This window comes from Mycobacterium basiliense (assembly GCF_900292015.1).
Classification (GTDB): domain Bacteria; phylum Actinomycetota; class Actinomycetes; order Mycobacteriales; family Mycobacteriaceae; genus Mycobacterium; species Mycobacterium basiliense.
Map to the genome: position 1 here is coordinate 5,198,811 of NZ_LR130759.1, position 20,600 is coordinate 5,219,410.

Sequence of the window (20,600 nt, forward strand, 5' to 3'; positions counted from 1 at the left end):
GTACTTATTTCGTGATCTGTCCGAGACCTCGTGTTGATGCAAAGCCATGTTTACTCTCCTTGTGTCATGGTTGCTGGTGGCGTGCATTCCGGCATTGCTCATGCTGGTGGCGCTCGGTCTCGGGCGCCTGGAGATGACGCTTACCGACGATTCGTTGACCGCGACTGATGTGGGCGAGTTCCTTGACCAGGCCGACGCTGTGGACGTCCACACCCTGGCCCGTGAGGGGATGCCTGAGGCATTGGACTATCTGCATCGACGCCAGGCGCTGGGGCTCGCCGAAGCACCGGCACCGAGAGCGCTGACCGGAAAGCACCATGCCGATCCGCAGTTCGCCACCCGTGTCGGCCTGCCAGCCGAGCCGGGACTACCGACCCGCATGCACAGCTACTCCCGGAGCAATCCGCAGTTTACGGCGACCCGACACGTCAATCGTGTGTAGCGTTGGCACCTTGTACTGATTGGCCTAACCTTTAGACTCGGCACCCGTCAAACAGTGCGGGCTGTCCGTATTACTTCGTTGGAAAGCTGAAGAGGCAACGTGGACGAGATCCTGGCAAGGGCAGGAATCTTCCAAGGGGTTGAACCCGGCGCGGTTGCGGCACTGACCAAGCAACTGCAACCCGTCGACTTCCCCCGCGGACACACAGTTTTCGCTGAAGGTGAGCCCGGCGACCGGCTGTACATCATCGTCGCGGGAAAAGTGAAGATTGGACGCCGCTCACCGGACGGTCGCGAGAACCTGTTGACCATCATGGGTCCGTCTGACATGTTCGGCGAGCTGTCCATCTTCGACCCGGGGCCGCGGACGTCCAGCGCAACGACAATCACCGAGGTCCGGGCGGTGTCGATGGACCGGGACGCGCTGCGGGCCTGGATCGCCGATCGCCCCGAAATCGCCGAACAGCTGCTCCGGGTGTTGGCCCGCCGGCTGCGCCGGACCAACAACAACCTGGCCGACCTCATCTTCACCGATGTGCCCGGCCGGGTGGCCAAGCAACTGCTGCAGCTAGCCCAGCGTTTCGGCACTCAGGAAGGTGGCGCGATGCGAGTCACCCACGACCTGACCCAGGAGGAGATTGCCCAGCTGGTCGGCGCGTCCCGCGAGACGGTCAACAAGGCTCTCGCTGATTTCGCACACCGGGGATGGATCCGCCTTGAGGGCAAGAGCGTGCTGATTTCCGACTCCGAACGGCTGGCCCGTCGCGCCCGTTAGGGATGGCTGGCGGCTGATGCCGGCCGGCTCACACCGAAATTGACGTTTTGCAGATAACTACTCGCACTTCTCCTGCAAAATGTCAATCTCGGCGCAGGTAGTCCAGCTGCACCTGCACCGACCATTCGGCCGCCTCCCAAAGCTTCTCATCGACGTCAACGTAGACGCGTTCGACGATCTGACGACTGGTCGCATCCTCACCGAGATCGCGCAGTGCCGAGCGCACCTGCTCCAGCCGCTCATACCGGTGTGCCAGGTATCCCTGTGCAACGGCGTCAATGTCGGCCAAATCCGGCCCATGGCCGGGCAGCACCGTCCGCCGGCGCAAACCCCGCAGCCGCCGCAGCGACTCCAGGTAATCGGACAAACTGCCATCGTCCTTGTCCAGGACGGTGGTGCCCCGGCCCAACACGGTGTCGGCGGTCAACACGGCGTCCTCGAGGACGAACGAAAACGAATCGGCGGTGTGCCCGGGGGTGGCGAGCGCCGTGATGCTCAGGCCAGCGGCGTCGATCACTTCACCGTCGCTCAACGCCACCTTGTCGCCGCGCAGGAACCGCGGATCCGCGGCACGCACCGGCGCCCCGGTCAGCTCGACCAGCTTGTCGATGCCCTCGGTGTGATCACCATGCCGATGGCTGATCAGCACTAGCGCAATCCGGCCCAGTGCGGCTATACGGGCGATATGCTCGTCATCTTTCGGCCCCGGGTCGACGATGACCAACTCGGCACTACCCGGACCGCAGAGCACCCAGGTGTTGGTGCCGTCCAACGTCAGCAGGCCCGGGTTGTCAGCGAGCAGCACCGAAGCGGTGTCAGTGACCGGCCGCAACCGGCCGTATGCGGGATGCATCAGCGGCTCGGCTGTTTCGGCTGCCTCGGACATGAGCCGCTAGCCGACCTCCACGATCAGCTCAACTTCCACCGGAGCGTCCAGCGGCAGCTCGGCCACACCGACGGCCGACCGCGCATGTACGCCGGCGTCGCCGAAAACCTCGGCAAGCAAGTCCGAAGCCCCGTTGATCACGTTCGGCTGTCCATGAAAGCCGGGGGCGGAGGCGACGAATCCGACGACCTTGACCACTTGACTGACAGAGTCCAGGCCCACCAATGCATCGATGGCCGCCAGCGCGTTGAGCGCGCAAATCCGGGCGAGGGCTTTGGCCTCATCCGGCGTGACCTCCGCGCCCACCTTGCCGGTGCCCGCCAGCTTTCCTTCCTGGAACGGCAGTTGACCCGAGGTATAGACGAGGTTGCCGGTACGCACCGCCGGAACGTAGGCCGCTAACGGCGCGGCGGTCTGGGGAAGCGCGATACCCAGCTGGGTGAGCCGACTCTTGGCGTTCATCCGCCCCGCCCTACTTCGGACGCTTCAGGTAGGCGACGTGCTGCTCACCGGTTGGCCCTGGCAGCACCGCCACCAGCTCCCAGCCATCGGCGCCCCATTGATCGAGGATCTGTTTGGTGGCGTGTGTGAGCAGCGGAACCGTTGCGTATTCCCATGCGGAGGGTTGGGTCATGACGCGAGCTTATCCGTCGAACTTGACGAGCTCCGGCCAGCCCGGTGGCCCAGCGGTGCCGGAGAGCTAGCATGCGATGGTGGCAAACACATCGAGCCGCGGTCATTCCGTCGGCTGGCCATCGCGCTTGTCGAAGGCCCGCTTGCACTTCGTGACCGGCAAAGGCGGTACCGGAAAGTCTACGATCGCAGCCGCGCTGGCGCTGACGCTAGCCGCGGGAGGCCGCAAGGTCCTTCTTGTCGAAGTTGAAGGGCGCCAAGGGATTGCGCAACTCTTCGATGTGCCACCGCTGCCGTATCGAGAGATCAAGATCGCGACCGCCGAACGCGGCGGGCAGGTCAACGCGCTGGCAATCGACATCGAAGCCGCCTTCCTGGAATACCTGGAGATGTTCTACAACCTGGGCATCGCGGGCCGGGCCATGCGCCGCATCGGTGCCATCGAGTTTGCGACAACGATCGCGCCTGGCCTACGCGACGTGCTGCTGACCGGAAAGATCAAAGAGACGGTGGTGCGTGTCGACAAGAACAAGCTGCCGGTCTATGACGCGATCGTCGTCGATTCGCCCCCGACCGGCCGGATCGCACGCTTCCTGGATGTCACCAAGGCGGTGTCCGATCTGGCCAAGGGCGGCCCGGTGCATTCGCAAAGCGAGGGTGTGGTCAAGTTGCTGCACTCCGACCAGACCGCGATCCATCTGGTGACGCTGTTAGAAGCGCTGCCGGTGCAGGAGACCCTGGAAGCAATCGAAGAACTCGCCGAAATGGACTTGCCGATCGGCAGTGTCATAGTCAACCGCAACATCCCCGCCTACCTAAATCCCGCGGACCTCGCAAAGGCCGCGGAGGGCGATGTCGATGCGGACTCGGTCCGGTCCGGGCTAGCGATGGCCGGAATCGAACTCGCGGATGCCGATTTCGCCGGCCTGCTAACCGAGACCATCCAACACGCCACCCGAATCACCGCACGCGCAGAGACCGCGCAGCAACTCGACGCGCTACAAGTGCCGCGGCTGGAACTACCGACGATCTCCGATGGTGTCGACTTGGGTAGCCTGTACGAACTATCGGAATCACTTGCACAGCAGGGGGTTCGATGAGTCACGCACCGAAAACTCTTGACATGGCCGCAATTCTGGCCGATACAGCCAACCGAGTGGTGGTATGTTGCGGCGCGGGCGGCGTTGGTAAGACCACCACTGCGGCAGCAATTGCATTGCGCGCTGCTGAATATGGTCGAACCGTAGTCGTTTTGACGATTGACCCAGCCAAGCGGTTGGCGCAAGCCTTGGGCGTCAATGACCTTGGCAACGTGCCGCAACGCGTCCCATTGGCGCCAGAGGTAACCGGCGAGCTGCACGCGATGATGCTCGACATGCGCCGCACGTTTGACGAAATGGTGATCCAATACTCCGGACCCGAACGGGCGCAATCGATTCTGGACAACCAGTTCTATCAGACCGTCGCCACATCTCTTGCCGGGACCCAGGAATACATGGCCATGGAGAAGCTGGGCCAGCTATTGGCCCAGGACCGCTGGGACCTGGTGGTGGTGGACACCCCCCCGTCGCGCAATGCGCTGGACTTTCTCGATGCGCCAAAACGCCTTGGCAGCTTCATGGACAGCCGGTTGTGGCGACTGCTGCTGGCTCCTGGCCGCGGTATCGGACGGATCGTAACCGGCGTGATGGGCTTGGCGATGAAGGCTATGTCCACGGTGCTCGGCTCCAAGATGCTGGGCGACGCTGCCGCATTCGTGCAATCGCTGGATGCCACCTTCGGCGGCTTCCGCGAGAAGGCCGACCGCACGTACGCGTTGTTGAAACGGCGCGGCACCCAGTTCGTGGTGGTGTCGGCCGCCGAACCGGATGCGCTGCGCGAGGCCTCCTTCTTCGTTGACCGGTTGTCCGAGGAAAGCATGCCGCTGGCCGGGTTGGTCCTGAACCGCACCCACCCGACGCTGTGCGCACTGCCGGTAGAACGAGCCATCGATGCTACCGAGACACTGGAGAAGGAGAACAGCGACTCGGAGGAGGCTACGCTAGCCGCTTCGGTGCTGCGCATTCACGCCGATCGAGGTCAAACCGCGAAGCGCGAGGTGCGACTGCTGTCCCGGTTCACCGGCGCCAATCCCCATGTTCCCGTCATCGGGGTTCCATCGCTGCCGTTCGATGTCTCTGACCTCGATGCGCTGCGCGCGCTCGCCGACCAGATCACTTCGGTCGGTGACGATGCGGGCCGCAACGCGGCCCGCTGAGGAACCGGCCCATCTAAACCCGGTCGGTGACGATGCGGGCCGCAACGCGGCCCGCTGAGGAACCGGCCCATCCAAACCCGGTCGGTGACGATGCGGGCCGCAACGCGGCCCGCTGAGGAACCGGCCCATCCAAACCCGGTCGGTGACGATGCGGGCCGCAACGCGGCCCGCTGAGGAACCGGCCCATCGCGTCTAACGCCGTCGCTTCACACTCGACTCAAAAGTGGCGTATTGGGCATACGCCAGTTCCTATTGGGCACAAGGCAATTAGTAATGAACCGCGACAGCTGTAACAAAAAAGTAATGAGGGGCAGGGCACCGACGGACCGGTTGACGCCCCCGATCGCGCGTCGATCAGCCGACGCTGCGCCGCTTGCGCTTGTCGAGGTAGTCCGACCACGAGACCACCTCCGGGTGTTGCTTGAGCAGTGCCCGGCGCTGGCGCTCGGTCATGCCACCCCACACGCCGAACTCGACTTTGTTGTCGAGCGCATCGGCCGCGCACTCCTGCATGACCGGACAGTGACGACAGATCACTGCGGCCTTACGTTGGGCGGCACCACGGACGAAGAGCTCGTCAGGGTCGGTTGCCCGGCACAGCGCCTTTGATACCCAGTTGATCCGTTCTTCCGCGTCGACGCTACGTAGGACGTTCTGCGCGGATGTAAGATTTGTCCTTCGCGCGGCCGGTCGTGTTCCTGACACGAGCTGATCCCTTCCTCCCGGCCGCGAATCGCGACCCCCTCCTCGGGCACCAGCTGATGTTGAGAGCTACGACACACTGTCCACACCGCTGTTACCTGAATCTCACTGCGTATATAAGTTAGGTGGTCAGCTGCCAATTGCGCAACAGTCCGATAACGGATTTTTTGGGACGAGCGTCCCGTCTTGTGCCAATCGGCCGGGGAAAACACACCCTGTCGGTCCCCCCTCGAGGGCCCTGACCTGTGACGCAGGTGCAAAATAACTCCCCGCTTGCCCCTGGTGCAACCAAGCACCCCGTGCTAAGAAATTTTTTTCCATCGCGCGGCGTGGAGGCGTGACAGGGGCCCAGTACTGTAGTACGCATGTCCGAGCGCCCCCCGGTCGCCCTCACTCTGCTCAAGCTCGCAGGGTGCTGTCTGCTAGCCAGCATCGTCGCCGCGGCCCTGATGTTTCCGTTCGCGGGCGGGCTCGGCCTGATGTCCAATCGCGCGTCCGAGGTCGTCGCCAACGGTTCGGCTCAGCTGCTGCAGGGGGACGTACCGGCCGTGTCAACGATGGTCGACGCCAAGGGGAACACAATCGCCTGGCTGTATTCGCAGCGCCGGTTCGAGGTGCCCTCCGACAAGATCGCCAACACGATGAAGTTGGCGATCGTCTCGATCGAGGACAAGCGCTTCGCCGAACACAACGGCGTCGACTGGAAGGGGACCCTGACTGGTCTGGCCGGCTATGCGTCCGGCGACCTCGACACTCGGGGCGGATCGACCATCGAGCAGCAATACGTAAAGAACTACCAACTGCTGGTCACCGCCCAAACCGATGCCGAAAAGCGCGCTGCTGTCGAAACCACCCCGGCGCGCAAGCTGCGCGAAATCCGGATGGCGTTGACCCTCGACAAAACCTTCACCAAGCCCGAGATCCTGACCCGCTATCTGAACCTGGTGTCGTTCGGCAACAACTCGTTCGGCGTGCAGGACGCGGCGCAGACGTACTTCGGCATCAACGCCTCCGAGCTGAACTGGCAACAGGCCGCGCTGTTGGCGGGCATGGTGCAGTCGACCAGCACGCTCAATCCCTACACCAACCCCGATGGGGCGCTGGCTCGGCGCAACGTCGTCTTGGACACCATGATCGAGAACATTCCCGGGGAGGCGAACGCGTTACGCGCCGCCAAAGCCCAACCGCTGGGGATACTGCCGCAGCCCAACGAGCTGCCCCGAGGCTGCATCGCGGCGGGCGACCGCGCCTTCTTCTGCGACTACGTCCAGGAGTACCTGTCGCGGGCCGGGATCAGCAAGGAGCAGCTTGCCCGGGGCGGCTATCTGATCCGCACCACCCTGGACCCCGATGTGCAAACACCGGTCAAGGCGGCCATCGACAAGTTCGCCAGCCCCAACCTCGCCGGCATCTCCAGCGTGATGAGCGTCATCAAACCGGGCAAGGATTCGCACCGGGTGCTGGCAATGGCCAGCAACCGCAAATACGGCTTGGACATCGACGCCGGCGAGACCATGCGGCCACAGCCGTTCTCTCTGGTCGGCGACGGCGCCGGGTCGATCTTCAAGATCTTCACCACCGCAGCCGCGCTGGACATGGGTATGGGCATCAACGCCCAACTCGATGTGCCGGGCCGGTTCCAGGGCAAAGGGCTGGGCAGCGGCGGCGCGAAGGGCTGCCCCAAGGACACCTGGTGCGTGATCAACGCCGGTAACTACCGCGGCTCGATGAGCGTGACAGACGCGTTGGCCACCTCCCCCAACACCGCGTTCGCCAAGCTGATCTCGCAGGTCGGGGTCGCCCGGACGGTGGATATGGCCATCAAACTCGGACTTCGGTCCTACGCCAATCCCGGTACGGCGCGCGACTACAACCCCGACAGCAACGAGAGCCTGGCCGATTTCGTCAAACGGCAGAACATCGGTTCGTTTACTCTCGGCCCCATCGAGGTCAACGCGCTGGAACTGTCCAACGTCGCGGCTACCCTGGCATCCGGTGGCGTGTGGTGCCCGCCCAACCCAATCGACAAGCTGATCGACCGCAACGGCAACGAAGTTGCCGTCACCACCGAGACTTGCGACCAGGTGGTGCCTGAAGGTCTGGCCAATACCCTTGCCAACGCGATGAGCAAGGACGCGGTGGGCGGTGGCACGGCGTCGGGTTCGGCCGGTGCGGTCGGCTGGGACCTGCCGGTGTCCGGGAAGACAGGCACCACCGAAGCCCACCGCTCCGCGGGATTCGTCGGCTTCACCAATCGGTACGCGGCGGCGAACTATATCTACGACGACTCCACCACGCCGACCGATCTGTGTTCCGGTCCGCTGCGCCATTGCGGCAACGGTGACTTGTATGGCGGAAACGAGCCGGCCCGAACCTGGTTCGCCGCGATGAAGCCCATTGCCAACAACTTTGGTGAGGTGCGGTTACCCCCGACCGATCCGCGCTACGTCGACGGAGCCCCGGGCTCGCGGGTACCGAGCGTGGCCGGCCTGGACGTGGACCAGGCTCGGCAGCGCCTGCGGGACGCGGGTTTCCAAGTCGCCGACCAAACCAACGCCGTCAACAGCAGCGCCAAGTACGGCGAGGTGGTCGGAACCTCACCGAGTGGTCAGACCATTCCGGGCTCAATCGTCACGATCCAAATCAGTAACGGCATACCTCCGGCACCGCCGCCGCCGCCGGAAGGCGAGCCGCCACCGCCGGTGGGATCGCAGGTCGTAGAGATCCCGGGCCTGCCACCGATCACGATCCCGTTGCTGGCTCCGCCGCCCCCTCCGTAGGTCCATCGCCCTAGACACGAGCGAGTAGGTGCCGCGCGGCAGTAGGCTGCGTGCATGGCTGATGTTCTGCCCGCTTTGTTACGCGCCGGTGCGGTGGCGCTCGGCTCAACCGTCGCCGGCATCGGATATGCCTCGCTCATCGAGCGCAATGCGTTCGTCCTGCGCGAGGTCACCATGCCGGTCCTGAGTCCGGGCTCCACACCACTGCGGGTGCTGCATATCAGCGATCTCCATATGCTGCCTAAACAGCACCGTAAACAGGCCTGGTTGCGCGAGCTAGCCAGCTGGGAGCCCGACCTGGTGGTCAACACAGGCGACAACCTGGCCCACCCCAAAGCGGTGCCGGCGGTCGTGCAGACCCTGGGTGATCTGCTGTCCCGGCCGGGGGTGTTCGTCTTCGGCAGCAACGACTACTTCGGCCCGCGGCTGAAAAACCCGGCGCATTACCTCGTCAATCCCGACCACCGGGTCCGCGGTGAACCCTTGCCCTGGCAGGATCTGCGGGCGGCATTCACCGAACGTGGCTGGCTCGACCTCACTCATACTCGCCGTGAGTTCGAGGTGGCCGGGCTGCACATCGCCGCCGCAGGGGTGGATGACCCGCACATCGACCGGGACCGCTACGAGACGATTGCCGGCCCGGCAAGCCCGGCCGCCAACCTGCGGCTGGGGTTGACGCATTCGCCGGAGCCGCGGGTGCTGGATCGCTTCGCCGCCGACGGCTATCAGCTGGTGATGGCCGGCCACACCCATGGTGGACAACTGTGCCTGCCGATTTATGGTGCCCTGGTCACCAATTGCGGGCTGGATCGCTCCCGGGCCAAGGGCGCATCCCGGTGGGGCGCAAACACGCAACTGCATGTCTCTGCCGGGATAGGCACTTCACCGTTTGCCCCGGCGCGATTCTGCTGCCGACCCGAGGCCACTCTGCTCACGTTGATCGCCACCCCAATGGGCGGCCGAGACTCGAGTAGCAACCTGGGCCGTTCCCAGCCGACCGCCTCCGTGCGTTGAGCGCGCGGACCCGTGTCGCGGGCCGCAGCCTGTCCCGAACCTGGACAGACAATGCGGTCCGCCTGATCGAGGCGGATGCGCGCCGCAGCGCCGACACCCACTTGCTGCGTTACCCCCTGCCATCGGCGTGGTGTAACGATGCCAAGGTCGACCTGTACCTCAAGGACGAGACGACGCACATCACCGGCAGCCTCAAACACCGGCTGGCGCGCTCGCTGTTCCTGTATGCGCTGTGTAACGGCTGGATCGGCGAGGGCACGACCGTGGTGGAGGCGTCATCGGGTTCCACCGCCGTGTCCGAGGCGTACTTTGCGGCCCTGCTGGGGCTGCCGTTCGTCGCGGTGATGCCGGCCGCCACCAGCACCTCCAAGATCGCGCTGATCGAGGCGCAAGGCGGGCGTTGCCATTTCGTGGAGAGCTCGAGTCAGGTCTACGCCGAAGCCGAACGGGTCGCGAACGAGACCGGCGGCCACTACCTGGATCAGTTCACCAATGCAGAACGGGCCACCGACTGGCGCGGCAACAACAACATCGCCGAGTCGATCTACGTCCAAATGCGCGAGGAGAAGCACCCCATTCCAGACTGGATCGTGGTGGGGGCGGGAACTGGCGGCACCAGCGCCACGATCGGGCGCTACATCCGCTACCGACGACACGCAACCCGGCTGTGCGTTGTCGACCCGGAGAATTCCGCGTTCTATCCCGCCTACGCCGACGCCAAATACGACATCGTCATGCCCAAATCGTCGCGGATCGAAGGCATCGGTCGGCCACGGGTCGAGCCGTCTTTTCTGCCCGGCGTGGTGGACCGCATGGTCTCGGTCCCCGACGCCGCCTCGATCGCCGCCGCCCGTCATGTCAGTACCGTTCTCGGACGGCGCGTGGGGCCGTCCACGGGCACCAACCTGTGGGGAGCTTTCGGTCTGCTGGCCGAGATGGTCGCAGAAGGCCGCAGCGGCTCGGTGGTCACCCTGCTCGCCGACAGTGGCGACCGCTACGCCGACACCTACTTCAACGACGACTGGGTGAGCGCCCAGGGGATCGATCCGACCGGTCCCGCCCAGGCGCTGGTTGAGTTCGAACGCTCCTGCACTTGGGACGATCCCCAACCTGCGGTTTGGCGAGCGGACCGACCGGTGCGATAGGCTGTCGTGGCTTCAAGCGGGGTGTGGCGCAGCTTGGTAGCGCGCTTCGTTCGGGACGAAGAGGCCGTGGGTTCAAATCCCGCCACCCCGACCAGTGGATGTCGCAGCTAGATGACATGCCAGTGGGTCAGCACGAATAGCACCGAAACCCAACCGGCGGAGATGACCAGGCCGGCGATCGCCTCGCCGCGGCCGTCATCGGATGTCCTGGATTGAGCCAGCGCGGCGATGGCGCAGATGACACTCAGGACCACCGCGCCGACCATGCCGAAGGCCAGCGCGGCCGCGGCATAGACGTTCGTGCAACGGGCCGGCGCTGCCTGCGCAGCGGCCCCGGGCTGGTACGAGGTGGCGGCCATATCGGCAGTTCCCTTCATGGTGGACGGTCCGGTCACTGCGATGAGGATCGGAGTAGGCCCTTTGAAGGTTCTAAAAGGATTCTTGAAGTCGGGGCCGAAACCGCACTCGGGTGCCGTGGCGGGGGGCCAGCATGATGGAACGCCGCACGATGCGTTCCGGACTTTCCTCGACGGCGCTGAACTCACCCTCGCGTAACAGCACGTGCAATACGGTGACCAGCTCCCGCATCGAAAAGGCCGCGCCCAGGCAACGTTTGACGCCCCCTCCGAACGGAACCCAGGCATAGGTTTGGGGGCGAGCGCCCAGGAACCGCTCGGGACGGAACGCATTGGGATGCTGGTAGATCGCCGGGTTGCGGTTAATGGCGATGATGTGGACGACGATTCGGGTTCCCGCGTCGACCAGGTAGCCGCCAATTGGGAACGGTTGCGCGGCGACACGGGCGGTAAATGGCGCGGGGGGCCGGACCCGCAACGTCTCGTTGATCACCGCCGTGGTGAAGGCTTCCGCCCCCACCGCGGCCTCCTGCTGCACCCGCCGCAGCGCATCGGGGTGATGCAGCAACAAGTCGAAGGCCCAGGCCAGCGTGGTTGCGGTGGTTTCATGCCCCGCCAGTATCAACGTGATCAGATCATCGCGAATCTCGTTATCCGACAACCGTTCACCGTTGTCGCCCCGCCCTTGCAGGAGCAACGCGAGAATGTCGCGTTGCTCGCCCAGGCACGGGTCGTTGCGCCGGAGCGCAATCAGCGGCATCACCACGTCGTTGATCGCCTTGTTGGCCCGCGCCCGTTGTGGCCATACCCGCAACGCGCCCGCCCGGCGCAACGCATACCGGACGGTCAATTGCTCGGAAACGCCGAGGTTCAGTAGACGTTCGAAAGGTCGACCCAGTTGCCGCACCTCGTCGGGATCTTCGACACCAAAGATGACCTTGACGATCACGTCCAACATCAGTGCCCGCGCCGCCTGCAGTAATTCGAACGGACGGTCCACGGGCCAACCGCGCATGGCCGCGCGGGTGGACTCCTCGATCACCGGCACATAACCGCTGAGTGCTGGGCCGTGCAAGGGCGGTGTGAGTAATTTGCGTCGCCGAAGATGCTCCGGCTCCTCTTGGACGAACATCGATCCGGATCCGTAGATCGCCGCCGCGGGTCCCACCCCCTCCCCACCGAGCAGTACGTCAACCGGTGCGGTGAAAACCTCCTTTGCCAGTGCGGGGTCGGAAACGATTGCGACATCACCCAAACTGAGGATCGGCATGGTCATGATCGGCCCATAACGTCGGATCAACCGCAGCATTCGCCGCTCGCCACCCACCAGATAGCCAAGCGCGTACGCCGCGGCAAAGGCCGTGCGGAGCCGGCGGGGGGCGGGTAGGCCGGGAGGTCGGCCCCCGCTGTGCCGTGCGCGTGCCGAAGGCTCGGATACAGCCACACCGACGACACAACACGGCCCTCCCGGTTAGGTCAAGGCCGCCACCGCGCCGCCGGCGGGTCACAGAGATCCGAACCAGTAGCGTGCTTACGCGCAGTCTGCGCAGACCAACCGCTTGCCATTGGCGTGGCGCAAACGGCTGCGATGCTGCACCAAAAAGCAACAAGAGCAGGTGAACTCATCGGCGCGCTGCGGAATCACGCTCGCCGACAGTTCTTCTCCGGATAGATCTGCGCCGGGCAGCTCGAAGTAGGAGGCATCGTTGGGATCGTCGTCGACGACCGTGGCAGATTTGGACATCGATGGGGCCAACTCGCGCAGGGGCGTCCCAGAAGAGTCGTCGGAAACACGGCGCGCGTCGTAGTCGCTGGCGGTGGACATGAGCACTTTCTCCTGACTGTGGTCCCCGGGCCCCACGACTCAACCGCGATCACCCGTGGGTCAGGCAGTACCCCGATCAGAGACCGGCCACACCCATTGCGGCCGCGGAACCGCTGCGGCCGGACTTCCGCACTGGGCCACGCGACTTCCAGACCAAGCCGATCCACGGCGAAATAACGGCAAGTACCAGGGCCGCGACGGCCACCGACGCATGGCCGGTGGCCAGTCCAACAAGCCCTATCAGCAGCCCGAGTGCCCAGGTAGCCGCCACTATCATGCCGGGAACACTGAAACTGTCTTCGGCCAGTTTGCCGGGGCCTGCGGGGCCGGCCGTTGCCCGGACGCGGTAAACCATGCGCACTCCCGATATCGATTGCGGACCGCCACGATCTGGCACTGGCCAGCCGACCTCACACGCGCGCATACCCGCACGTCCTTACCTCAAACCTGTATACATTCGCAACCGGCGTGGCGCCTACCAAGTTGCTGTGAAATCGCTACTGACCTGCGTCCTGCTGTCACTGCTCCCAACATCGCTTGCGGATCCGCGGTTGTCGGCCACCGGGTGGGGTATTACTCGTCAATGAGCGATACCGCGCTGCTGGTCATCGACATGTTCAATGACTATCGACACCCCGATGCTGAACAGCTTGCGACCAACGTCGCCGCCATCATCGATCCGCTGGTCTCCCTGATCGGCAACGCCGAACACCACGGAGGCGTGGATCTCATCTACGTCAACGACAACCGCGGCGACTTCACCGCCGATCATCATGCGATCATTTCAGCGGCGCTGGACGGCGAACGTCCCGACTTGGTCCGGCCGCTGATCCCTAAATCCGGCTGCCCGACAATCACCAAGGTCCGCCACAGCGTTTTCTATTCCACCGCACTGGAGTACCTGCTGCATCGCTTGAACACGCGGCGCGTCATACTGACCGGCCAAGTCACCGAGCAATGCATTCTGTACAGCGCACTCGACGGCTACATCCGCCACTATGACGTGATAGTTCCCCCCGATGCGGTTGCCCACATCGACAACGAATTGGGTGCCGCGGCACTAAAGATGATGCAGCGCAACATGCGCGCCGAGCTGTTGGCCGCGAATCGCTGTCTGCTGTGAGAGGACCGGTGCCGCTGCCGCGCTAGACGCGATCTAGGTCGACGACGAGCGCCCTGTGATCGGAGATCGGCTGCCGCTCGGCGACCGCAGCCTGGGCACAAAGACCGTCGTCGTCGGTCACGATGTGGTCGAGTTGCCGGTCGGGGATCGAGGCCGGAAATGTTGCCGCCGTCGCCAACGGCCGCATCCGTGTGTAGCGATGTACGGCACCCGGGGTGAGGTTGAGGTCCCCGGTGAGCAACCGCGGTCCGGGCAGGGCGCGCAGATCGTGAATCAGCCGCCGCAACTGCCACCGGTTCCATCCGGGCACAAACGATAGGTGGGTATTAGCCACCGTCATCCAACCCAACGGGGTGTCCAACCGCGCAATGACCGCCGCCCGTGGCTCCTCGTCGATCATCTTCACCTTGTTGGGCCCAGGCAAATACATCGGAAACCGAGCCCGGATTCGAGGCAACCGCACCACCTGCCAGCTGGCAGCCCAGTAGCGGGACAGCAGCGCAATGCCATAGGCCGCCGTCCCGGGTTGTTCCCGGCCGGTAACGGCCATCCAGGTCGCTCCCGGTGTCCCCGAAATCGCGGCGACGAACCGGTGGTCCACCGCGCTCATCGCCTCGGCAGCGGCAGCGGTGAGATCGGCATTGCCGGAACGAGGTTGGTCGACGTCGACTTCCTGCAGCGCCAGCACGTCGGGGTCGAGCCGTCGCACACTGTCGCGCAGCCGCCGCAGATCCACCCCGTCGTCGACGGTGCGGCCGTGCAGAATGTTGAACGTCGCCACCCGCACGGCTAGTCCTGCGCCCCGGGCACCCGCTCGCGGGCCGCCACGGACCGAGCGGCACCCGTGTCGAACACTTCCACGATCACGTCACTGTCGCGGTAGCGACCGAGCGATTTCAGGCCGGGTGTGGCGGCGATGATCGCGTGGGCCACATCCCCGGTCAGCGGATAGTCGGCCACCCGGTGGCGCCAGTGCGCGGCGAGGACGGCGGCACCGGCGGGCAGTCGAGCGCATTCCCGCCGCAGCACCATGGCCAGCGCGTCGGCCGTCAAGTAGTAGGCGATCTCACTGAGCACGAGCAGATCGAACGGACCGGCCGGCCAGGCATCGTCCAGCGACGCGCACAGCAGTGTCACCCGCTCCCGGCAGCTGGCGTGCCGAAGCCGCGCGTCGGCCGTTCGGAGGGCGGCGTCAGCCACGTCTATCGCGGTGACGTGATCGCAGCGCAGCGCCAGCAGCTCGGTCAATGCGCCGATGGAGCATCCGGGTTCGAACGCATGGCGATACCGCCGATCGGGCAGCAGGGCCAGGGTGATCGCGTACTTGCGTTGGTCATACCACCGTGACGAGAGCAACCACGGATCCTCAGCATGGGCATACATTCGATCAAAATACGCATCAGGCAGCCGCGTGGTCATCGAAAGACCATCTCCCCCACCGCGATCAGCCGATCCAGCACGAACGCCGGCAGCACCGGCCCGGCACCCTCCGCCGGTTCGAACTGGCTGCCGAAGCAGCGTGCGGCCTCCCGCTTGCGCGCAATCGCCCAGCGGGACAAAGCTATCGAGAAGCCATCGCTCCACGGAACCACCGGCTCCGCGGGAATCGCCCAGTGCCACATCCATACCGGATACTCCAGCAGCACGACACCCGTGCGTCGGCAGGCCCGGTCGGCGGCGCGTCCCACCGCTTCATGGTCGGGATGCCCGTCACCACGCCAGGTCGCCGCGCACCATGTCCCGGGTCCGACATTCTCGAGCAACCGCGTAAGCCGATCGGTAAGCCGATGCTCGTGCTCGGCCAGTTGCCCGTCGGGCAGACTCAACGAAATGATCGACGAGACTCCCAGGATAGCGGCGGCCCTGCGCAGTTCCCGTCGACGCACCGCTTCCAGACGGATTCGCGCCGGCGCGGGCGCGCCGGGGCGGGCGGCACCGCCGTCACTCGCCGAGACCAGCTGAACATCGATACCCGATGCGGACAGTTGCGCGATGGTGGCGCCCAGGCCCAGCGTCTCGTCGTCCGGGTGGGGTGCCACCACGACGAGCCTCGTGCACTCCCCCAGATCCAGCGTCGGCAGCGTCTCGGCCGACAGCCACTCCCGCATCGATGTTCCGCCGTCGACCAACGGCATGGCCGCGAGCCGAGCAGCATTAGTAGGCGGTGGGGGTCTCAACGTGTCCTCGTCCCGGCCGCCCGGCTAGACGTCCGAGTTCAGCTAGGTCCCGCTCGGCGTGGCTTTGCCGGATATAGATGGTGAGATCGGCCACCCGCTGGGCGTGGCGGCCATCTTGGCACAGTGGGCCCGGCCCCAGGGCCCGGCCAGTCCGGGTGATGGCCTCGTCGACGGCATGTTCGACGATGGCGCGGGTCCGCCGGGCCAACAACTGGGCGGTGCCGGCACGATCGAATGGATCGCAGTCGATTTGCTCTGCGGCTCTGGCCAGCATCGCGTCACCGGCGGCAAGCGCGGCATCCACGGCGCCCAGGTGGGCCAACGCATACGCGTCGGCGGACTGACTGCCGGCACACCGATAGAGCGGGTCGGCAACGCGACGCGCACCGCCCAGCCAGCATGCGGCCACCCCGATGGCGCCATGCCAGAACCCGGGTCGGTCCAGATAAGCGTCGGGCTCGCCCACTGCGACCGCGTGCACATTGGTGAACTGCACCGACCGTGTGTCGCTACCGGCCATCCCCGGGTTCCACCACGTGCTGGGCAAGGGTTTGACGGCGGGATCGGTGACCGTTACCGCGAACAAGCCCCGTTTGCCCTCCTCGACATGCGCGGTAACCAGCGCATTGGTGCAGAAGCCGGCGCCCGAGCACCACACCTTGGTGCCCGTGAGAAGGAACTCGTCCCCGGCGATATGACCCGCTGTCAGAGTCGTGTCCGCCGCTTCGGCGGCCCATACCCCCCACAATTGACCGGGCTGCGGCGGCTTTCCGCCCAGCTCGTTGAGTATTGCGCATGCATCGGCGTGGGCTTCGGCGATGCGGGCCGCCGCGATGTCCTCCTCGGCCAGGTGCACTAGCTGGTGCCAGCGATCCCCCGTGCGCCCCGATGCCGGCAGCGGCAACTCCAGCCGCCCCGATTCCAGCCAGTGCTGAACCAACCCGGCCGTCACGCGACGTCTCCCGATCTGCTGGCAAGTCGGCGCAGGTGATCGGCGAACCCGCGCGGCGCCCGGCCGCGAGCGCGAGCCGACGTGACGACCGACAGCCTCGGGTCGCGATGAATGCGGTAGCCGGCACGTTCGAATCGCGCAACCAAGTCGACGTCCTCGCCGGTGGGTAGCGCGCGAAAGCCTCCGACCCGCCAGTATGCATGGGCGCTGAAACCCATGTTGGCACCGTGAATATGGTCGTGCTCACCGTCGCCACGCGTGTCGTATGCCCGCAGGTAGCGGAGTACCACGTGCGGCGGGCGCCGCCGCCAATCGACCACCCGAACCACGCCCAGCGTCATGTCGGCGCCGGCGGCCAGTTGCCGGGCCAGCCAGTCGGGGTCCACCCGGCTGTCAGCATCGGTGGTGGCATACCAGATCTTGTCCACGCCCCCACACAACGAGCTGGCGTAGTTGAATCCGGCCGCACGCGCCGCGCCGACATTGCGCGCCTCGACGCAAACAAAGTGCACATCGGAGCCGTACCTCCCGGCCAACTGCGCACTGCCGTCCGCACTCGCGTCGAGCACCACCACGATGTGCACCGGAATCTGGACACACAGCGCGGCGGTGACGACGCAGCGCAGGCAGGACGGCAAGTGCGCCTGCTCGTTGTGGGCGGGAATCACCACGGCAGCCCGATGATAACTACGCGGCGCTGCTGCTGACATGGCTTGCTAATTGCCCGTTTTCGTCGCACTTGAAACGGCGTCCCTCGCTTGTGTCGAGGCAGCAGGTTGCCATCACCTGTCGCGGGGTATGCCTTAATCCACTATGACTGTGCTGATCCGCTATGACTGTGCCGCCAAACCCGAGTTTCAGCGTGGCCACGGGCACCGGCAATAGGGACGACGCCCACCGCCGACAACTGCGCGAAGCGCTGCGTTGTGCCGCCTCGGCTCTCAAGGAGCACGGTCCGCGTTTCGCCCTTGCCGGTAGCTACGCGTTGTGGGCGTACGGCGCCCCAGAACCTACCCATGACGTCGACATCGTGGTTGCCGAAGCGGACGCGCCGGCCGCCGCGACAACGCTCGCCAAGGCCGGATTCGGTATCGAACATCCACCAGAGGATTGGCTGTTTAAGGCACACAATGGCGCTGCCGTGGTCGATGTGCTGCACCGGCTCAACGGGGTGCCCGTAGCGCCGGATATTATGGACACCGCGAAAGATCTTGTCGTGTTGGCCATTACGATGCCAGTCCTGCGGCCTACCAACGTATTCATCCAGAAACTACGCGCCCTTGACGAACGCAACTGCAATTTCGCGACGCTGCTGCCCGCCGCCCGCGCCATCCGCGAGCAGTTGGATTGGGACCACATCGAGGCACAGACCTCCGGTAACGATTTTGCGGCCGCGTTTCTGACGCTGGCCAAGCGGCTACGCCTGCCCGCCTAGTTTGTCCCTACAGGCGACGTGACCAATCAGTGGTTGCGCAGCTTGTTGATCAGTTTGTCTTTGGTCAGGCTCGAATATCCCGACATACCCAGCTCTTTGGCACGCTGTTTGAGCTGTGGCACAGTCCAGTCGGCGTAGGAACCGGACCTGCCGCCCTTGCGGCCAATCTTGGACTTGCCCTGACCCGCCGCCGCATTGGAGATTCGCGCGGCCTTCTCCTTGGAATCACCTTGCTCGCGCAAATCCTGGTAAAGCTTCTCGTTCTTGATCGAGGTGTTGGGCACGAAGGCCACCTCCTTGGGTTGATGCAATGGCGAGTTTCGGATTGCCGGGCGCGACCTTCGCCAAACCCCATGAACGAAATCTCGGGTCCTCATCAGGTGCCGGTGCGGATGTCCTCACAACTACCCCAACACAGCCGGTTGCGCTGATCTCAAAATGGGTATCCGAGGAAGGACCCGGACACCAAGGTTTTCGCGGAATGGCCGAAACGCACGAAGCGAATGAAGGGGGTCGGCCTCATCGGGGGAAACCCGTGAGGATCGCCATTGTTAGCGGCGATGACATCGCCGCAGGTGACTGCGCCGACGTCGTTTGCGACGTCGGCGCTGTTGTGCTCCACGATCTACCCGCACTGCTGCGATCCGCCGACGTCGTCGCGTGCACACCCCGGCAGGCGCCGCGTGCGACCCCGGCACTGCAGGCCACGGCCAGCGGGGTGGCCGTGGTTGCGGTATCCACCGGAGCTCTCAAAGACACGGTGGTACACGCGGTTACCGGACTGCTGGTACCCCCCAAGAAGTCCCACGATCTGGCTCTCGCCCTGAAATGCCTCCAAAAACAGAGCTTTCAGTGCGCCGGCATGGGAGCGGCGGGGCGGATGCACGCGCAACCGCGCTTTTCCTGGGACCGCATCGCACTCGACACGAACAGTATCTACGCCCAAATCCACGGCCAAATAGGCGCGTTGAGCCGAACACAGACGGCGAGTGCTAGCTAGTGGCGCGACAAGTCGACTACGATCATTGGCAACCATGGCAAGTGTGACCGACGGCACGCGCCGCCACCTCAACCCGAAGTTGCCCCAGGCGGTCCGGACAGACGTCGACGTCACAAATTGCCAGGTCGAGACGCGGAACCAGGCAGTAATTCAAACCGCCCAGTTCCACACCGCCGATCCGGAAGCCGCCGCACGATTTTTTGCCAATGCCTATCTACCGAGCTGGCGAATAAGCGGACTCAGCAAAGGATCTACCGTGACGCACCGGCGTTGCACAACGGATTTGGTCACCATTGACGATGTCTTGATCGATGGCCAAGCCGACTGCGAGATCCGTACCGGAGACGAAGTCGTTGTCATCCAACCGCGCTCGGGCGCGTTGAAAGTAGCCGGTGACCCCTGCGCGCAAACGGAGGCTCCGCTGCTGACCGCGGACGGGGTGCCTCGCGTGCTGCAGTTGAACACGGCGCGATTTCACGTTGTGAGCGTCGAAGCGAAACTGCTGCATCAGGTCGCCTCAAACCGGCATGCCGCGCTGCCACAGCAAATCCAGTTTCTTGACTCGCGGCCGAATTCTCCTGCGGCTGCCGGCACCTGGCGCGACGCGTTGACTTACGTAACCACGAGTTTCGCTGCCGCAGACACCGTGCAACGCCCGTTGGTCATCGCCGGGGCGACCCAATTGTTGGCCGCCGCGATACTTGATTGCTTTGCCTCCACGGTGACCACTGGGCAGCACCTGCTCAACGACCCGGCGGTCCCCAAGACATTGCAAACGGCCGTGTCATTCATCCATCAACACGCCGGAAGCCATATCACCATTAACGATGTTGCAGCAGAAGTACATCTGACTCCCAGAGCGGTGCAATACCTGTTCCGCCAACAACTCAACACCACACCCACCGAGTATCTGCGTCGCCTCCGGCTGCACCGAGCCCACCAAGACCTGCTTGCGGGTGACGGATCCGAAACCACCGTTACCGAAATCGCACAGCGTTGGGGTTTCGCTCATACCGGCCGCTTCGCCGTGCTCTATCGGCAAACATACGGCGAAAGTCCGCACACCACACTCAAACACGACTCCGACCGCTAGGCGCGG

Annotated in this window: 25 protein-coding genes and 1 tRNA gene; 12 read left to right on the plus strand and 14 right to left on the minus strand. The window is 64.7% G+C overall.

The window, feature by feature from the left end:
* Positions 1-46 precede the first annotated feature (46 nt).
* The gene (locus MB901379_RS22135) at positions 47-442 is read left to right on the plus strand and encodes a hypothetical protein (protein WP_158018560.1); all 396 of its coding nucleotides are present in this window, start codon (positions 47-49) and stop codon (positions 440-442) included.
* A gap of 99 nt (positions 443-541) precedes the next feature.
* Entirely contained in the window at positions 542-1,216 is a 675-nt protein-coding gene (gene crp / locus MB901379_RS22140) for a cAMP-activated global transcriptional regulator CRP (RefSeq protein WP_012396681.1), read from the plus strand.
* 82 nt (positions 1,217-1,298) lie between these two features.
* Here crp and MB901379_RS22145 read toward each other — a convergent pair whose 3' ends face one another.
* From MB901379_RS22145 to MB901379_RS22155, 3 genes are read right to left on the minus strand one after another with little or no spacing between them, the layout of a single operon-like run.
* On the minus strand, positions 1,299-2,102 hold the full coding sequence (locus MB901379_RS22145) for an MBL fold metallo-hydrolase (RefSeq protein WP_158018561.1): 804 nt from the start codon (positions 2,100-2,102) through the stop codon (positions 1,299-1,301).
* 6 nt (positions 2,103-2,108) lie between these two features.
* Positions 2,109-2,564, minus strand: coding sequence for a RidA family protein (locus tag MB901379_RS22150; protein ID WP_158018562.1), 456 nt, complete (start codon positions 2,562-2,564; stop codon positions 2,109-2,111).
* A 10-nt stretch (positions 2,565-2,574) separates the two neighbouring features.
* Positions 2,575-2,736 carry a DUF4177 domain-containing protein gene (locus tag MB901379_RS22155; RefSeq protein ID WP_023368608.1) on the minus strand — a complete coding sequence of 54 codons (162 nt, stop codon included), beginning with the start codon at positions 2,734-2,736 and terminating at the stop codon, positions 2,575-2,577.
* Positions 2,737-2,812: 76 nt separating this feature from the next.
* On the opposite strand from MB901379_RS22155, the gene MB901379_RS22160 reads away from it, so the two are divergent.
* Complete coding sequence (locus MB901379_RS22160) at positions 2,813-3,835, plus strand: ArsA-related P-loop ATPase (RefSeq protein ID WP_158018563.1); 1,023 nt, start codon at positions 2,813-2,815, stop codon at positions 3,833-3,835.
* Positions 3,832-4,992 carry an ArsA family ATPase gene (locus MB901379_RS22165; RefSeq protein WP_158018564.1) on the plus strand — a complete coding sequence of 387 codons (1,161 nt, stop codon included), beginning with the start codon at positions 3,832-3,834 and terminating at the stop codon, positions 4,990-4,992. The genes MB901379_RS22160 and MB901379_RS22165 overlap by 4 nt, the downstream gene beginning before the upstream one ends.
* Before the next feature lie 354 nt (positions 4,993-5,346).
* On the opposite strand, the gene whiB4 is transcribed toward MB901379_RS22165, so the two are convergent.
* Positions 5,347-5,697, minus strand: coding sequence for a transcriptional regulator WhiB4 (gene whiB4 / locus MB901379_RS22170; RefSeq protein ID WP_158018565.1), 351 nt, complete (start codon positions 5,695-5,697; stop codon positions 5,347-5,349).
* Positions 5,698-6,059: 362 nt separating this feature from the next.
* Here whiB4 and ponA2 point away from each other — a divergent pair, with 362 nt between their 5' ends.
* The 4 genes from ponA2 to MB901379_RS22190 all read left to right on the plus strand — a co-directional run bounded on the left by ponA2 (position 6,060) and on the right by MB901379_RS22190 (position 10,727).
* Positions 6,060-8,474, plus strand: coding sequence for a transglycosylase/D,D-transpeptidase PonA2 (ponA2, locus tag MB901379_RS22175; RefSeq protein ID WP_158018566.1), 2,415 nt, complete (start codon positions 6,060-6,062; stop codon positions 8,472-8,474).
* 54 nt (positions 8,475-8,528) lie between these two features.
* Positions 8,529-9,488 carry a metallophosphoesterase gene (locus tag MB901379_RS22180; protein WP_158018567.1) on the plus strand — a complete coding sequence of 320 codons (960 nt, stop codon included), beginning with the start codon at positions 8,529-8,531 and terminating at the stop codon, positions 9,486-9,488.
* Positions 9,485-10,633, plus strand: coding sequence for an L-cysteine desulfhydrase Cds1 (gene cds1 / locus MB901379_RS22185; RefSeq protein WP_197717840.1), 1,149 nt, complete (start codon positions 9,485-9,487; stop codon positions 10,631-10,633). Before MB901379_RS22180 ends, cds1 begins: the two co-directional genes overlap by 4 nt.
* A 17-nt stretch (positions 10,634-10,650) precedes the next feature.
* Positions 10,651-10,727: transfer RNA gene (locus MB901379_RS22190), tRNA-Pro, on the plus strand.
* Positions 10,728-10,740: 13 nt separating this feature from the next.
* On the opposite strand, the gene MB901379_RS22195 is transcribed toward MB901379_RS22190, so the two are convergent.
* The 4 genes from MB901379_RS22195 to MB901379_RS22210 all read right to left on the minus strand — a co-directional run bounded on the left by MB901379_RS22195 (position 10,741) and on the right by MB901379_RS22210 (position 13,169).
* Positions 10,741-10,992, minus strand: a complete 252-nt coding sequence (locus MB901379_RS22195; RefSeq protein WP_158019379.1) for a hypothetical protein — start codon at positions 10,990-10,992, stop codon at positions 10,741-10,743.
* 70 nt (positions 10,993-11,062) lie between these two features.
* Positions 11,063-12,433: a cytochrome P450 gene (locus tag MB901379_RS22200; protein ID WP_158018568.1), complete on the minus strand. Its 1,371-nt coding sequence runs from the start codon at positions 12,431-12,433 to the stop codon at positions 11,063-11,065.
* Positions 12,434-12,520: 87 nt separating this feature from the next.
* Complete coding sequence (locus MB901379_RS22205) at positions 12,521-12,814, minus strand: DUF4193 domain-containing protein (RefSeq protein ID WP_158018569.1); 294 nt, start codon at positions 12,812-12,814, stop codon at positions 12,521-12,523.
* A gap of 76 nt (positions 12,815-12,890) precedes the next feature.
* Complete coding sequence (locus MB901379_RS22210; protein ID WP_158018570.1) at positions 12,891-13,169, minus strand: hypothetical protein; 279 nt, start codon at positions 13,167-13,169, stop codon at positions 12,891-12,893.
* A 228-nt stretch (positions 13,170-13,397) separates the two neighbouring features.
* Here MB901379_RS22210 and MB901379_RS22215 point away from each other — a divergent pair, with 228 nt between their 5' ends.
* The gene (locus MB901379_RS22215; protein WP_158018571.1) at positions 13,398-13,937 is read left to right on the plus strand and encodes a cysteine hydrolase family protein; all 540 of its coding nucleotides are present in this window, start codon (positions 13,398-13,400) and stop codon (positions 13,935-13,937) included.
* Positions 13,938-13,959: 22 nt separating this feature from the next.
* Here MB901379_RS22215 and MB901379_RS22220 read toward each other — a convergent pair whose 3' ends face one another.
* From MB901379_RS22220 to MB901379_RS22240, 5 genes are read right to left on the minus strand one after another with little or no spacing between them, the layout of a single operon-like run.
* Positions 13,960-14,724 carry an endonuclease/exonuclease/phosphatase family protein gene (locus MB901379_RS22220; protein WP_158018572.1) on the minus strand — a complete coding sequence of 255 codons (765 nt, stop codon included), beginning with the start codon at positions 14,722-14,724 and terminating at the stop codon, positions 13,960-13,962.
* 2 nt (positions 14,725-14,726) lie between these two features.
* Positions 14,727-15,356 carry an SAM-dependent methyltransferase gene (locus MB901379_RS22225; RefSeq protein ID WP_158018573.1) on the minus strand — a complete coding sequence of 210 codons (630 nt, stop codon included), beginning with the start codon at positions 15,354-15,356 and terminating at the stop codon, positions 14,727-14,729.
* Positions 15,353-16,114, minus strand: a complete 762-nt coding sequence (locus MB901379_RS22230) for a PIG-L deacetylase family protein (protein WP_408632317.1) — start codon at positions 16,112-16,114, stop codon at positions 15,353-15,355. Before MB901379_RS22230 ends, MB901379_RS22225 begins: the two co-directional genes overlap by 4 nt.
* A complete protein-coding gene (locus MB901379_RS22235; RefSeq protein WP_158018575.1) occupies positions 16,092-17,066 on the minus strand; it encodes an acyl-CoA dehydrogenase family protein in 975 nt (324 codons plus the stop codon). The genes MB901379_RS22230 and MB901379_RS22235 overlap by 23 nt, the downstream gene beginning before the upstream one ends.
* Positions 17,063-17,776: a glycosyltransferase gene (locus tag MB901379_RS22240; RefSeq protein ID WP_158018576.1), complete on the minus strand. Its 714-nt coding sequence runs from the start codon at positions 17,774-17,776 to the stop codon at positions 17,063-17,065. Before MB901379_RS22240 ends, MB901379_RS22235 begins: the two co-directional genes overlap by 4 nt.
* A gap of 122 nt (positions 17,777-17,898) precedes the next feature.
* On the opposite strand from MB901379_RS22240, the gene MB901379_RS22245 reads away from it, so the two are divergent.
* A complete protein-coding gene (locus MB901379_RS22245) occupies positions 17,899-18,501 on the plus strand; it encodes a nucleotidyltransferase (RefSeq protein ID WP_158018577.1) in 603 nt (200 codons plus the stop codon).
* A gap of 26 nt (positions 18,502-18,527) precedes the next feature.
* Here the strand turns inward: MB901379_RS22245 and MB901379_RS22250 are convergent, their stop codons facing one another.
* Positions 18,528-18,785, minus strand: a complete 258-nt coding sequence (locus tag MB901379_RS22250) for a DUF7218 family protein (RefSeq protein WP_158018578.1) — start codon at positions 18,783-18,785, stop codon at positions 18,528-18,530.
* 251 nt (positions 18,786-19,036) lie between these two features.
* Between MB901379_RS22250 and MB901379_RS22255 the strand changes: the two genes are divergently transcribed.
* Together MB901379_RS22255 and MB901379_RS22260 are read left to right on the plus strand one after the other, a co-directional pair.
* A complete protein-coding gene (locus tag MB901379_RS22255; protein ID WP_158018579.1) occupies positions 19,037-19,501 on the plus strand; it encodes a glycosyltransferase in 465 nt (154 codons plus the stop codon).
* A gap of 34 nt (positions 19,502-19,535) precedes the next feature.
* Entirely contained in the window at positions 19,536-20,594 is a 1,059-nt protein-coding gene (locus MB901379_RS22260) for a helix-turn-helix transcriptional regulator (protein WP_158018580.1), read from the plus strand.
* Positions 20,595-20,600: the final 6 nt, after the last annotated feature.

Excerpts from the sequence above, each read along its gene's own strand:
- MB901379_RS22205 (WP_158018569.1), bottom strand. The coding sequence starts at position 12,814 with ATGTCCACCGCCAGCGACTACGACGCGCGCCGTGTTTCCGACGACTCT.
- MB901379_RS22245 (WP_158018577.1), top strand. The coding sequence starts at position 17,899 with ATGACTGTGCCGCCAAACCCGAGTTTCAGCGTGGCCACGGGCACCGGC.
- MB901379_RS22160 (WP_158018563.1), top strand. The coding sequence starts at position 2,813 with ATGGTGGCAAACACATCGAGCCGCGGTCATTCCGTCGGCTGGCCATCG.
- MB901379_RS22225 (WP_158018573.1), bottom strand. The coding sequence starts at position 15,356 with ATGACCACGCGGCTGCCTGATGCGTATTTTGATCGAATGTATGCCCAT.
- MB901379_RS22240 (WP_158018576.1), bottom strand. The coding sequence starts at position 17,776 with ATGTCAGCAGCAGCGCCGCGTAGTTATCATCGGGCTGCCGTGGTGATT.
- MB901379_RS22215 (WP_158018571.1), top strand. The coding sequence starts at position 13,398 with ATGAGCGATACCGCGCTGCTGGTCATCGACATGTTCAATGACTATCGA.
- MB901379_RS22145 (WP_158018561.1), bottom strand. The coding sequence starts at position 2,102 with ATGTCCGAGGCAGCCGAAACAGCCGAGCCGCTGATGCATCCCGCATAC.
- MB901379_RS22260 (WP_158018580.1), top strand. The coding sequence starts at position 19,536 with ATGGCAAGTGTGACCGACGGCACGCGCCGCCACCTCAACCCGAAGTTG.
- ponA2 (WP_158018566.1), top strand. The coding sequence starts at position 6,060 with ATGTCCGAGCGCCCCCCGGTCGCCCTCACTCTGCTCAAGCTCGCAGGG.
- MB901379_RS22210 (WP_158018570.1), bottom strand. The coding sequence starts at position 13,169 with ATGGTTTACCGCGTCCGGGCAACGGCCGGCCCCGCAGGCCCCGGCAAA.
- MB901379_RS22165 (WP_158018564.1), top strand. The coding sequence starts at position 3,832 with ATGAGTCACGCACCGAAAACTCTTGACATGGCCGCAATTCTGGCCGAT.
- MB901379_RS22150 (WP_158018562.1), bottom strand. The coding sequence starts at position 2,564 with ATGAACGCCAAGAGTCGGCTCACCCAGCTGGGTATCGCGCTTCCCCAG.
- MB901379_RS22195 (WP_158019379.1), bottom strand. The coding sequence starts at position 10,992 with ATGGCCGCCACCTCGTACCAGCCCGGGGCCGCTGCGCAGGCAGCGCCG.
- MB901379_RS22180 (WP_158018567.1), top strand. The coding sequence starts at position 8,529 with ATGGCTGATGTTCTGCCCGCTTTGTTACGCGCCGGTGCGGTGGCGCTC.
- MB901379_RS22135 (WP_158018560.1), top strand. The coding sequence starts at position 47 with ATGTTTACTCTCCTTGTGTCATGGTTGCTGGTGGCGTGCATTCCGGCA.
- MB901379_RS22155 (WP_023368608.1), bottom strand. The coding sequence starts at position 2,736 with ATGACCCAACCCTCCGCATGGGAATACGCAACGGTTCCGCTGCTCACA.